Annotated in this window: 14 protein-coding genes; all 14 read left to right on the top strand. The window is 37.9% G+C overall.

Annotated features, from left to right (window positions below; genetic code table 11):
- The coding region (gene cysD, locus I6U49_RS16370; protein WP_198628770.1) for a sulfate adenylyltransferase subunit CysD at nt 1-906 on the top strand (906 nt) is incomplete at its 5' end.
- A 56-nt stretch (nt 907-962) separates the two neighbouring features.
- Nucleotides 963-1,313, top strand: a complete 351-nt coding sequence (locus tag I6U49_RS16365; RefSeq protein WP_198628769.1) for a four helix bundle protein — start codon at nt 963-965, stop codon at nt 1,311-1,313.
- 86 nt (nt 1,314-1,399) lie between these two features.
- Nucleotides 1,400-2,656, top strand: coding sequence for a sulfate adenylyltransferase subunit 1 (locus I6U49_RS16360; protein ID WP_198628768.1), 1,257 nt, complete (start codon nt 1,400-1,402; stop codon nt 2,654-2,656).
- 226 nt (nt 2,657-2,882) lie between these two features.
- Nucleotides 2,883-3,878 carry an SDR family oxidoreductase gene (locus I6U49_RS16355; protein WP_198629639.1) on the top strand — a complete coding sequence of 332 codons (996 nt, stop codon included), beginning with the start codon at nt 2,883-2,885 and terminating at the stop codon, nt 3,876-3,878.
- A gap of 88 nt (nt 3,879-3,966) precedes the next feature.
- On the top strand, nt 3,967-4,344 hold the full coding sequence (locus I6U49_RS16350; protein ID WP_198629638.1) for a four helix bundle protein: 378 nt from the start codon (nt 3,967-3,969) through the stop codon (nt 4,342-4,344).
- Between the two features lie 26 nt (nt 4,345-4,370).
- Complete coding sequence (locus I6U49_RS16345) at nt 4,371-5,723, top strand: nucleotide sugar dehydrogenase (RefSeq protein WP_198629637.1); 1,353 nt, start codon at nt 4,371-4,373, stop codon at nt 5,721-5,723.
- 247 nt (nt 5,724-5,970) lie between these two features.
- On the top strand, nt 5,971-6,342 hold the full coding sequence (locus I6U49_RS16340; protein ID WP_198629636.1) for a four helix bundle protein: 372 nt from the start codon (nt 5,971-5,973) through the stop codon (nt 6,340-6,342).
- 81 nt (nt 6,343-6,423) lie between these two features.
- Nucleotides 6,424-7,818 (top strand): UDP-glucose 6-dehydrogenase, encoded by a 1,395-nt coding sequence (locus I6U49_RS16335; protein ID WP_198629635.1) that lies wholly within the window; start codon nt 6,424-6,426, stop codon nt 7,816-7,818.
- 85 nt (nt 7,819-7,903) lie between these two features.
- Nucleotides 7,904-8,701, top strand: a complete 798-nt coding sequence (cysQ, locus tag I6U49_RS16330; RefSeq protein ID WP_198629634.1) for a 3'(2'),5'-bisphosphate nucleotidase CysQ — start codon at nt 7,904-7,906, stop codon at nt 8,699-8,701.
- Nucleotides 8,694-9,152, top strand: a complete 459-nt coding sequence (locus tag I6U49_RS16325; protein WP_198629633.1) for a DUF2061 domain-containing protein — start codon at nt 8,694-8,696, stop codon at nt 9,150-9,152. Before cysQ ends, I6U49_RS16325 begins: the two co-directional genes overlap by 8 nt.
- A 1-nt stretch (nt 9,153) precedes the next feature.
- The gene (gene cysC, locus I6U49_RS16320) at nt 9,154-9,753 is read left to right on the top strand and encodes an adenylyl-sulfate kinase (RefSeq protein WP_198629632.1); all 600 of its coding nucleotides are present in this window, start codon (nt 9,154-9,156) and stop codon (nt 9,751-9,753) included.
- Nucleotides 9,750-10,655, top strand: a complete 906-nt coding sequence (gene cysD / locus I6U49_RS16315) for a sulfate adenylyltransferase subunit CysD (RefSeq protein ID WP_198628770.1) — start codon at nt 9,750-9,752, stop codon at nt 10,653-10,655. The genes cysC and cysD (I6U49_RS16315) overlap by 4 nt, the downstream gene beginning before the upstream one ends.
- Before the next feature lie 56 nt (nt 10,656-10,711).
- On the top strand, nt 10,712-11,062 hold the full coding sequence (locus I6U49_RS16310) for a four helix bundle protein (RefSeq protein WP_198628769.1): 351 nt from the start codon (nt 10,712-10,714) through the stop codon (nt 11,060-11,062).
- An 86-nt stretch (nt 11,063-11,148) separates the two neighbouring features.
- Nucleotides 11,149-12,405 (top strand): sulfate adenylyltransferase subunit 1, encoded by a 1,257-nt coding sequence (locus I6U49_RS16305; RefSeq protein WP_198628768.1) that lies wholly within the window; start codon nt 11,149-11,151, stop codon nt 12,403-12,405.
- The last annotated feature ends 46 nt before the right edge of the window (nt 12,406-12,451 follow it).

Here is a 12,451-nt window from a genome sequence, read left to right as displayed (position 1 = left end):
ATGAGCAAATATTATTTAAACTATTTAGACGAATTAGAATCGGAAGCGATCTATATTTTACGCGAAGTTTGGGCGCAATTTGAGAATCCTGTAATCCTCTTTTCGGGAGGAAAAGATTCTATTTTAGTGACGCATTTAGCGAAAAAAGCTTTTTACCCCAGTAAAATTCCTTTTCCTTTAATGCACGTAGATACCGGACATAACTTTCCGGAAACTATACAATTTAGGGATCATCTGATTGAAAAGCTTGGCGTTAAGTTAATAGTAGGTTCTGTGCAGGAATCTATAGACCAAGGGCGTGTAGCGGAAGAAAAAGGGAAGAATGCCACGCGAAATGCCTTGCAAATCACCACGCTGCTGGATGCTATAGAAGAGAATAAGGTAGATTGCGCCATTGGAGGCGGAAGAAGGGATGAAGAGAAAGCCCGTGCTAAAGAAAGGTTCTTTAGCCATCGTGACGATTTTGGGCAATGGGACCCTAAAAACCAGCGTCCGGAGTTATGGAACCTTTTAAATGGAAAGCAATTTGAAGGCGAACACTTTAGAGCGTTCCCAATTAGTAACTGGACTGAAATGGATGTTTGGAATTATATCAAAAGGGAAAACATTAGTATACCTTCCTTATATTTTGCGCATGAGCGAGAAGTAGTCTTTCGTAGTAATTCCTGGATCCCGGTTTCGGAGTATTTGAAACTTGAAGAAGGTGAAAAGGTAGAAAAAAAGAAAATCAGGTTTAGGACCCTTGGCGATATTACCATTACCGGTGGTATAGAATCTGATGCCGATACGCTTGATAAGATAGCTTTAGAAGTTTCGGCTATGCGAAAAACCGAAAGAGGAGATAGATCAGATGATAAGCGTAGTGAAACCGCTATGGAAGATAGGAAGAAGCAGGGGTATTTTTAATATGAGGCTATAGGCTTTATGCAATAAGCTATAAGCCATAGCAGCTACTGTCAATAATGAGAGATTTTAAGAAATATGATGTTTGGAAATTAAGTCATGATTTGACTTTGCGTGTTTATAAAATAACTTTTTCTTTTCCTCATTCAGAGAGATATCAATTAGTTTCTCAAATGCAGCGAGCTGCTTACTCAATACCTTCTAATTTTAGTGAAGGTTGTGGAAGAGGTTCAGACAAAGACTTTAATAGGTTTGTGCAGATTTCACTTGGTTCAGCTCATGAATTAGAATACTTTTTCATACTGAGCAAAGACTTAAAATTTATTGATGAGCGAACATTTGAGGTTTGTTTTGATGAGGTCAATGAAATAAAGAAAAAATTATACAGATTAAATCAAAGATTACAGTGATATTTTATATATCAAAGACTTTAATCGACAACTAAAATACATTTTTGGCCTATAGCATAAAGCCTAAGGCCTAAAGCATAGAAACAATGGAAATAGACAATAACCAACTACTAAGATTTACCACTGCCGGGAGTGTAGATGATGGAAAAAGTACTTTGATAGGCAGGCTTTTATTCGACTCGAAGTCAATTTTTGAAGATCAGTTGGATTCGGTGAGTAAAACCAGTGAGAAAAAGGGGCATGATGGTGTAGACCTTGCCTTGTTTACCGATGGCTTAAAAGATGAAAGGGAGCAGGGAATTACCATCGATGTTGCTTACCGGTATTTTACCACTCCCAAACGTAAATTTATTATCGCTGATACTCCGGGTCATATTGAATATACCCGTAATATGGTGACAGGTGCATCTACCGCTAATGCTGCGGTGATTTTAATCGATGCCCGTCACGGGGTAATAGAGCAAACAAAGCGTCACTCTTTTATAGCTTCCTTGCTTAATATTCCGCATTTAATTGTTTGCGTTAATAAAATGGATTTAGTAGATTATTCTGAAGAAGTGTATAACAGTATTATTGCACAGTTCGAAGAATTTTCCTCTAAGCTTCTTATGAAAGATGTTCGGTTTATCCCAATAAGCGCCCTAAAAGGGGATAATGTGGTAAACCGCTCTGAAAACATGTCCTGGTACCCCAACGGGACCTTGCTCAGTACTTTGGAGAATTTACATATTAGCAGTGATATTAATAAAATAGATGCTCGTTTCCCGGTACAGACTGTGCTTAGGCCGCAGAGTGACGAACATCGTGACTATAGGGGGTATGCCGGTAGGATTGCCAGTGGTATTTACCGGGTAGGAGATGAAGTGGCCGTATTGCCATCGGGCTTTCAGTCAAAGATTAGATCCATTAATGCCGGGGAGCAGGAGTTAAAAGAAGCCTATGCGCCAATGAGTATTTCCATAACCCTGGAAGACGATATTGATGTAAGCCGCGGGAATATGATTGTAAAACAAAATAACCAACCCGAGCAGGAACAAGAATTTGATGTAATGTTGTGCTGGCTGAATAACGACCCTGCAAAACCCCGGGCAAAATATACCATTAAGCATACCTCTAATGAAGAGCGGGCGATAATAAAGGAAGTGGTTTATAAAATGGATATTAATACTTTTGAACGGGATAATGAAGATTCAAATTTAGAGATGAATGATATTGCCAGGGTTAAAATAAGAACTACCCGTAGGCTAATGTTAGATTCTTACCGTGATAATCGAAATACGGGTAGTATTATTCTAATTGATGAGAATACTAATGAAACCGTTGCCGCGGGAATGGTAGTGTAATTAAGCCATAAGCAGTAGGCCTTAAGCTTAAAGCCTACTGCTTAGAGCTTAAGGCCTATTCTCTACTGCTCCAAAATACCGTTTATAATCTACTGCCTACCGTCTATGTCAAAACCGTCTTTCAAACAATTCTTAACGTTTTTAAAGCTTTAAGTTTTATTTAGCAATAGGCTCATAAAGAAATTCTATCTTTGCCGCTGATTAAAAGTTAAACTAAAATTCTCAAATGATTGAATTTCAGGAGAAATTAGAAGGTAAAAAAATTCTTATAACCGGAGGAGCAGGCTTTATTGGTTCTAACCTTTGTGAGATCTTAATTGACTTAAATGCCAAAGTAGTTTGTTTAGATAACTTTGCTACCGGCCATAAGCATAATTTAGAGAAGCTTAAAGATCATAAGAGTTTTGAATTAATTGAAGGAGATATTCGCGATTTGGAAACTTGCCATGAGGCTTGCAAGGATGTAGATTATGTATTGCACCAGGCGGCTTTAGGTTCTGTGCCACGTTCTCTGGCCGACCCTATTGCCAGTAATGGGGTTAATATATCTGGCTTTTTAAATATGTTGGTAGCAGCGCGAGATGCCGGGGTAAAAAGGTTTGTGTACGCAGCAAGTTCTTCTACTTATGGAGATTCTGAAAAACTTCCTAAAGTGGAAGATAAAATAGGAAAACCACTTTCACCATATGCAATCACTAAATATGTAAACGAGTTATATGCCGATATTTTTCAGGATGCCTATAAATTAGATACTATCGGTTTAAGATATTTCAATGTTTTTGGAAGAAAGCAGGATCCAAATGGAGCTTATGCTGCCGTAATTCCAAAGTTCGTGATGCAATTTATGAAGCATGAAAGCCCGATTATTAATGGCGATGGCACTTATTCTCGTGATTTTACCTATATCGATAATGTAATTCAAATGAATTTACGCGCCATTACTTCCGAGAATAAAGAGGCTGTAAACCAGGTGTATAACACTGCTGTTGGCGATAGAACTAATTTGGTGGAACTTACACAACTGCTCAAACAATATCTTTCTGAATTTGATCCTAAAATTGCCGATGTTGAAGTTAAGCATGGCCCAAATAGGGCGGGTGATATTCCACATTCTTTGGCTTCAGTCGATAAAGCGAAAAAGTTATTGGGTTATAAACCAAGCCACCGAATTGATGATGGTTTGAGAGAAGCCGTAGCTTGGTATTGGGAGAATTTGAGATAGGAAACTCAAGGTGGAAAAGTAGATTGGGAGAGAAGGAGGCTTACGGAGTAGAGCTTAGTATAAGTATAAATTTTGGAAAAAATGAATTATGGCCAAAATAGGAACTCATAAGGACTTAAGGGTTTATCAACTGTCTTTCGAAGCCGGGATGGACATATTTAGAATTTCAAAATTATTTCCTAAAGAAGAAAGGTATTCCTTAACCGACCAAATCCGAAGATCTTCGCGATCTGTTTCCGGGAATTTAGCGGAAGCCTGGAGGAAAAGAATTTATCCGAAATCTTTCGTCGTGTCTAAACTAGTGGATTGTGAAGGCGAAGCAGGTGAAACTCAGGTTTGGCTGGATTACGCTCTTGCTTTCGGATATATTGATAATGAGAAACATAAGGTAGTTTTTGATAAATATGATTCCATTTTGGGAATGCTGGTTAATATGAGAATTAACCCATCTAAATGGACTTTATAATATAGTGATTAAAGGAAAATATATAAATGGACAACGAAGAAAATAAACCTCAGAATAGTACTCGAGTCTCCGAGTCTCCAAATCCCCCGGTCGCCTCTTCCGGGAGAATAGCCGTTATAGGTCTTGGCTATGTTGGGTTACCCCTGGCAAGACTCTTTGCTACCAAATATTCGGTAATAGGATTTGATATAAATCAATCTAGAATTAAAGAATTAATGACTGGGCGCGATTCAACTTTAGAGGTGGATGATGATGTATTACAATCGGCTTTGGTTCAAAAAGAAGATTTAGAAAATGGAAATGGTTTATACTGCTCGGCGGATCTTGAGGATATAGCAGATTGCAACTATTATATCATTACGGTGCCCACCCCGGTAGATAAAAACAATAGACCAGACCTTACTCCGCTGTATAAAAGTAGCGAAACCGTTGCGAAAGTACTGCAAAAGGGAGACGTGGTAATCTATGAATCTACGGTATACCCGGGTGTAACAGAAGATGAATGTGTGCCGGTGCTTGAAAAACATAGCGGACTTAAATTCAACGAAGACTTTTTTGTTGGGTATTCACCCGAGAGAATTAACCCGGGAGATAAAGAGCATACCGTAGATAAAATTTTAAAAGTTACCGCCGGTTCTACCCCTGAGATCGGGAAAAAGGTAAACGAGCTTTATGCTGAAGTGATTACCGCCGGTACACATTTAGCTCCAACTATAAAAGTGGCTGAGGCTGCAAAAGTTATTGAGAATTCTCAACGGGATATCAATATTGCTTTTGTAAACGAATTGGCCAAGATATTTAATATGATGGATATCGATACACAGGCAGTTTTGGAAGCAGCTGGCACAAAATGGAATTTCCTTCCGTTTAAACCCGGATTGGTTGGCGGTCACTGTATTGGGGTAGATCCTTACTACCTGGCTCAAAAAGCTCAGGAGATTGGGTATCATCCGGAAATTATCCTTGCAGGACGAAGAATGAACGATTCTATGGGGCAATATGTAGCTTCTGAAGTTGTTAAGCTTATGCTGCAGAATGACCAAAAAGTAAAAGGAGCTAATATCCTGGTGCTGGGTATTACCTTTAAAGAGAACTGCCCCGATGTTAGAAATACTAAAGTGGTAGATGTTATAAAGAATCTCAAGGAGTACGGGACTAATGTGACCATTTATGACCCACTTGCGAATCCGGAAGAGGTTAAGCACGAATACGGGCTCACAACTGTAAAAGAAATACCAGACGAAAAATATGATGCCGTCGTTTTAGCCGTGGCGCATAAAGAATTTTTGGAAATGAATCTGGATCAATTGAAAAACGGAAATACCGTTGTGTATGATGTGAAGGGAGTGCTGGGAGATAGGTGTGATAAGAAGTTGTAAAATCGGGAATTGAGAATAGTTAATTGGGGATTAGTTAATTTGGGAATGGAGATTGGTTAATTAGGGATCCGGGACTAGTGAATTTATTTAACTATAATTGATTAATTAGAAAAAAATATCCGATTATTTTATGATTGATTTAAAAATCAGATATTTCCGAATAAGAATTTTTTTATATCAAATACAGTTTAATATTTATTATGGATATCCATTAAACCAATCAACCGCTTAACCAATTAACTAAAAAATGGCATCAAATTTCGAGGATCTGGATTGTTGGAAGGCTTGTTATGATTTGAAGCTTTATTTGAAAAAGGAAATATTAACCAAATTGCCGAAAACAGAGCGTTTTGAATTATATTCCCAACTGTTAAGGTCAGCGAGGTCGGCTACGGCAAACATTGCTGAGGGTTGGGGAAGATACCATTATAAAGAAAATATAAAATTTCTTTTAAATGCGAGAGGCTCAGTTGCTGAAATATTAGATCACGGGATTGAGGCAAAGGACTGTGACTACATCTCTGAAGAGGTCTTGCAGACGCTTCGGAATAAAGCAGAATCTTGTCTCAGACTAATAAATGGCTATATCAAATATTTAAGAAATAGGAGTAAGGAATAGATATTGGTTGATTTTAAATAGTTTGGGAGGCGGATTCCAATTAACTATTTAACCAATTAACCAGTTAACTAATTAACTAGCATGAACATAAAAAACATCTGCTGCATAGGCGCAGGATACGTAGGAGGTCCCACTATGGCAGTGATAGCTCAAAAATGTCCGGAAATTAATGTTACGGTTGTAGATATCAACGAGGAGCGCATTAAGGCCTGGAACGACGAAAATGTAGAAAATATTCCAATCTATGAACCCGGTTTACCGGAAGTGGTGAAAGAAGCCAGGGGTAGAAACCTGTTTTTTTCTACCGATGTAGATGCAGCAATCGATAAGGCCGATATGATCTTTATCTCGGTGAATACACCTACTAAAACTTACGGAATAGGTAAGGGGATGGCTGCAGACCTTAAGTTCATCGAACTGTGTGCCCGCCAAATCGCAAGGGTGGCTAAAGATGATAAAATTGTAGTTGAAAAATCTACTTTACCGGTACGTACCGCCGAGGCTTTAAAGAATATTTTAGATAATACCGGTAACGGAGTGAACTATCAAATTCTCTCTAACCCCGAATTTTTAGCCGAAGGAACTGCGGTAGATGATTTGATGAATCCAGATCGAGTGCTTATAGGAGGCGATATTGATACTGCTAAAGGAAAAGAAGCCGTAGATGCTCTAGTAGATGTTTACGCCCATTGGGTGCCAAGAGAGCGACTATTAACCACTAATGTTTGGTCTTCAGAGTTATCTAAATTAACGGCAAATGCTTTCCTGGCGCAAAGGGTTTCCAGCATCAATGCAATGAGTGAACTCTGTGAAAAAACCGGGGCCGATGTAAATGAGGTTTCTAAAGCTGTGGGAATGGATTCCAGGATTGGGGCAAAATTCCTCAAATCTTCGGTTGGTTTTGGAGGATCCTGTTTTCAAAAGGATATTTTAAACCTGGTATATATCTCAAAATCTTTTGGTTTACACGAAGTAGCCGATTACTTGGAGCAGGTAATTATTATGAACGACCATCAGAAAAGAAGGTTTGCCGCTAAAATTGTGCAAACCTTATTTAACACTGTTTCCGGAAAGAAAATTGCGTTACTGGGTTGGGCCTTTAAAAAAGACACCAACGATACCCGGGAATCGGCAGCTATTTATGTGGCAGACTATTTGTTGAACGAACAGGCTGAGATCGTAGTGTATGATCCGAAAGTAAAAACAGAACAGATCTATGCCGATTTAGATTATTTGAATACCCGTTCTTCAGAAGAAAATAGAGCCAGGGTAACAGTGGTAGACGGAGCTTATGAAGCGACTAAAGATGCTCACGCTGTAGCGGTGTTAACTGAGTGGGATGAATTTAAAGAATTAGACTGGCAAAAAATATATAAAGAAATGCTAAAACCTGCCTTTTTGTTTGATGGAAGAAGGTTGTTGGAAAGAAAAACTAAAGAGGATATTGGGTTTGAGTTTTATGCAATTGGGAGCTAGTTAAGAATTAAATAGATGTTAAGGTTTGTTTAGGGCTAGGACTACAGTAATAAGATTTTAAATTTGCCGGTTTAAAAAAATAAGAATGGAAAAGATTTATAAAACTGCAATTAAAGCAGCGATTGATAGTGGTCATAAAATTATGGAAATCTATAAAACTGAAGATTTTCAGGTGGAATCAAAATCAGATGAATCACCGCTCACTATTGCAGATAAAAGTGCTAACGATATTATCAATAAGTTTTTAAGATCTACCGGGATTCCTATTATAAGTGAGGAAAATAAACAGCTTGAGTTTTCAGAAAGAAAAGATTGGAATAAATGCTGGATTGTAGATCCTTTAGATGGAACAAAGGAATTTATTAAAAGGAATGGAGAGTTTACTGTTAATATTGCTTTAATAGATCAGAATAAGCCTGTGTTCGGAGTGATCTATGTTCCGGCTAAGAATGAGCTTTACGTTGGCGATGTTTTAAATCAAAAAAGCTACAAGGGAACGGTTGATGAAGTGGATTTTGATTTTCAGGAATCGAATTTTGATCAAATTCATCCATCTGTAATTGGAGATATAATAAAAGTTGTAGGAAGTCGTTCCCATATGAACCAGGATACACTGGATTATATTGAAGAGTTAAAAGCTAAATATAATAAAGAAGTTGAAATAGTTTCTAAAGGAAGTTCTTTAAAGTTTTGTCTTGTAGCTGAAGGTAAAGCCGATGTCTATCCCAGGTTTGCTCCTACAATGGAATGGGATACTGCTGCGGGACAAGCCATTTGTAATGCAGCAGGACTTTTGGTAATAGACAGGCAAACCGCAAAACCTATGAAATATAATAGGGAGAATTTACTCAATAATTATTTTTTAGTTTCCAACCTTGGGTAAGTCGTACAAAAGACATATCGCAAAAAGTATTACCTGGAGAGTTATTGGGACAGCAGATACAATTTTGCTTGCCTGGCTAATTTCTGGTGATCCCTTAACCGGTTTACAAATTGGTTTTGCAGAGGTGGTTACTAAAATGGTTTTATATTACCTGCACGAAAGAGTATGGTTTAAAATTAGAGCAGGGATCACTAAAAATGGGGATAGTAAAAAACGCCATATTGCTAAAACAGTAACCTGGAGAATAGTTGGTACAATTGATACTATGATTCTCGCGTGGGTTATCTCGGGTAATCCTTTGGTGGGACTAAAAGTAGGTGGAGCTGAAGTAATTACAAAAATGATATTATATTATTTTCATGAAAGGGGATGGTATAAAATAGATTACGGTTTGAAAAAGCGTAGAGAAAGAAAACGAGAGTTACAGGAACAAACTGCTAATAATTATTAATATGGAAAATATCATTCCACATGATTTTCATATCGGGAAGACCGATAGAAATAAACTGAATGCACATGATTCGTTCGTAGTCTGGTTTACCGGTTTATCGGGCTCTGGGAAGTCTACTATTGCGAATCTTGTTGAAAATGAGTTATTTAAAAAAGGAATCAAAACCTTTTCGTTAGATGGAGATAATGTTCGAAAAGGACTAAATAATAACCTTGGTTTTAGTCCTGAAGATAGGTATGAAAACCTTCGAAGAATAGCGGAGGTCGCAAAACTCTTTGTAGAATCAGGATCTGTAATAATTGCTTCTTTTATTTCTCCTTTGGAAAAGGATAGGAAACTTGTAAAAAGTATAATTGGAGTTGAAAATTTTGTGGAGGTTTTCGTAAATACTTCACTGGAGGAATGTGAAAGGCGAGATGTGAAAGGGTTATATAAAAAAGCCAGGGCAGGAGAAATTAAAAACTTTACCGGTATTGATGCACCTTTTGAAAATCCTCAAAATCCTGATTTGGAAATAAAAACGGAGACAGAAAGTTTGGAAGATGCATTAAAAAGAATAGTTTTACACCTTGAAGATAAACTGAAAATCTCAGTACAATGAGCAAATATTATTTAAACTATTTAGACGAATTAGAATCGGAAGCGATCTATATTTTACGCGAAGTTTGGGCGCAATTTGAGAATCCTGTAATCCTCTTTTCGGGAGGAAAAGATTCTATTTTAGTGACGCATTTAGCGAAAAAAGCTTTTTACCCCAGTAAAATTCCTTTTCCTTTAATGCACGTAGATACCGGACATAACTTTCCGGAAACTATACAATTTAGGGATCATCTGATTGAAAAGCTTGGCGTTAAGTTAATAGTAGGTTCTGTGCAGGAATCTATAGACCAAGGGCGTGTAGCGGAAGAAAAAGGGAAGAATGCCACGCGAAATGCCTTGCAAATCACCACGCTGCTGGATGCTATAGAAGAGAATAAGGTAGATTGCGCCATTGGAGGCGGAAGAAGGGATGAAGAGAAAGCCCGTGCTAAAGAAAGGTTCTTTAGCCATCGTGACGATTTTGGGCAATGGGACCCTAAAAACCAGCGTCCGGAGTTATGGAACCTTTTAAATGGAAAGCAATTTGAAGGCGAACACTTTAGAGCGTTCCCAATTAGTAACTGGACTGAAATGGATGTTTGGAATTATATCAAAAGGGAAAACATTAGTATACCTTCCTTATATTTTGCGCATGAGCGAGAAGTAGTCTTTCGTAGTAATTCCTGGATCCCGGTTTCGGAGTATTTGAAACTTGAAGAAGGTGAAAAGGTAGAAAAAAAGAAAATCAGGTTTAGGACCCTTGGCGATATTACCATTACCGGTGGTATAGAATCTGATGCCGATACGCTTGATAAGATAGCTTTAGAAGTTTCGGCTATGCGAAAAACCGAAAGAGGAGATAGATCAGATGATAAGCGTAGTGAAACCGCTATGGAAGATAGGAAGAAGCAGGGGTATTTTTAATATGAGGCTATAGGCTTTATGCAATAAGCTATAAGCCATAGCAGCTACTGTCAATAATGAGAGATTTTAAGAAATATGATGTTTGGAAATTAAGTCATGATTTGACTTTGCGTGTTTATAAAATAACTTTTTCTTTTCCTCATTCAGAGAGATATCAATTAGTTTCTCAAATGCAGCGAGCTGCTTACTCAATACCTTCTAATTTTAGTGAAGGTTGTGGAAGAGGTTCAGACAAAGACTTTAATAGGTTTGTGCAGATTTCACTTGGTTCAGCTCATGAATTAGAATACTTTTTCATACTGAGCAAAGACTTAAAATTTATTGATGAGCGAACATTTGAGGTTTGTTTTGATGAGGTCAATGAAATAAAGAAAAAATTATACAGATTAAATCAAAGATTACAGTGATATTTTATATATCAAAGACTTTAATCGACAACTAAAATACATTTTTGGCCTATAGCATAAAGCCTAAGGCCTAAAGCATAGAAACAATGGAAATAGACAATAACCAACTACTAAGATTTACCACTGCCGGGAGTGTAGATGATGGAAAAAGTACTTTGATAGGCAGGCTTTTATTCGACTCGAAGTCAATTTTTGAAGATCAGTTGGATTCGGTGAGTAAAACCAGTGAGAAAAAGGGGCATGATGGTGTAGACCTTGCCTTGTTTACCGATGGCTTAAAAGATGAAAGGGAGCAGGGAATTACCATCGATGTTGCTTACCGGTATTTTACCACTCCCAAACGTAAATTTATTATCGCTGATACTCCGGGTCATATTGAATATACCCGTAATATGGTGACAGGTGCATCTACCGCTAATGCTGCGGTGATTTTAATCGATGCCCGTCACGGGGTAATAGAGCAAACAAAGCGTCACTCTTTTATAGCTTCCTTGCTTAATATTCCGCATTTAATTGTTTGCGTTAATAAAATGGATTTAGTAGATTATTCTGAAGAAGTGTATAACAGTATTATTGCACAGTTCGAAGAATTTTCCTCTAAGCTTCTTATGAAAGATGTTCGGTTTATCCCAATAAGCGCCCTAAAAGGGGATAATGTGGTAAACCGCTCTGAAAACATGTCCTGGTACCCCAACGGGACCTTGCTCAGTACTTTGGAGAATTTACATATTAGCAGTGATATTAATAAAATAGATGCTCGTTTCCCGGTACAGACTGTGCTTAGGCCGCAGAGTGACGAACATCGTGACTATAGGGGGTATGCCGGTAGGATTGCCAGTGGTATTTACCGGGTAGGAGATGAAGTGGCCGTATTGCCATCGGGCTTTCAGTCAAAGATTAGATCCATTAATGCCGGGGAGCAGGAGTTAAAAGAAGCCTATGCGCCAATGAGTATTTCCATAACCCTGGAAGACGATATTGATGTAAGCCGCGGGAATATGATTGTAAAACAAAATAACCAACCCGAGCAGGAACAAGAATTTGATGTAATGTTGTGCTGGCTGAATAACGACCCTGCAAAACCCCGGGCAAAATATACCATTAAGCATACCTCTAATGAAGAGCGGGCGATAATAAAGGAAGTGGTTTATAAAATGGATATTAATACTTTTGAACGGGATAATGAAGATTCAAATTTAGAGATGAATGATATTGCCAGGGTTAAAATAAGAACTACCCGTAGGCTAATGTTAGATTCTTACCGTGATAATCGAAATACGGGTAGTATTATTCTAATTGATGAGAATACTAATGAAACCGTTGCCGCGGGAATGGTAGTGTAATTAAGCCATAAGCAGTAGGCCTTAAGCTTAAAGCCTACTGCTTAGA

This window comes from Salegentibacter maritimus (assembly GCF_016236915.1).
Classification (GTDB): Bacteria; Bacteroidota; Bacteroidia; order Flavobacteriales; family Flavobacteriaceae; genus Salegentibacter; species Salegentibacter maritimus.
Note: the sequence above shows the minus strand (reverse complement) of the source record. Positions and strands in the feature narration are given on the sequence as shown.

Bases quoted from the DNA above. Each gene is read 5' to 3' on its own strand.
- cysC (WP_198629632.1), top strand. From the start codon at position 9,154: ATGGAAAATATCATTCCACATGATTTTCATATCGGGAAGACCGATAGA.
- I6U49_RS16355 (WP_198629639.1), top strand. From the start codon at position 2,883: ATGATTGAATTTCAGGAGAAATTAGAAGGTAAAAAAATTCTTATAACC.
- I6U49_RS16305 (WP_198628768.1), top strand. From the start codon at position 11,149: ATGGAAATAGACAATAACCAACTACTAAGATTTACCACTGCCGGGAGT.
- I6U49_RS16310 (WP_198628769.1), top strand. From the start codon at position 10,712: ATGAGAGATTTTAAGAAATATGATGTTTGGAAATTAAGTCATGATTTG.
- I6U49_RS16350 (WP_198629638.1), top strand. From the start codon at position 3,967: ATGGCCAAAATAGGAACTCATAAGGACTTAAGGGTTTATCAACTGTCT.
- I6U49_RS16340 (WP_198629636.1), top strand. From the start codon at position 5,971: ATGGCATCAAATTTCGAGGATCTGGATTGTTGGAAGGCTTGTTATGAT.
- cysD (WP_198628770.1), top strand. From the start codon at position 9,750: ATGAGCAAATATTATTTAAACTATTTAGACGAATTAGAATCGGAAGCG.
- I6U49_RS16365 (WP_198628769.1), top strand. From the start codon at position 963: ATGAGAGATTTTAAGAAATATGATGTTTGGAAATTAAGTCATGATTTG.
- cysQ (WP_198629634.1), top strand. From the start codon at position 7,904: ATGGAAAAGATTTATAAAACTGCAATTAAAGCAGCGATTGATAGTGGT.
- I6U49_RS16345 (WP_198629637.1), top strand. From the start codon at position 4,371: ATGGACAACGAAGAAAATAAACCTCAGAATAGTACTCGAGTCTCCGAG.
- I6U49_RS16360 (WP_198628768.1), top strand. From the start codon at position 1,400: ATGGAAATAGACAATAACCAACTACTAAGATTTACCACTGCCGGGAGT.
- I6U49_RS16335 (WP_198629635.1), top strand. From the start codon at position 6,424: ATGAACATAAAAAACATCTGCTGCATAGGCGCAGGATACGTAGGAGGT.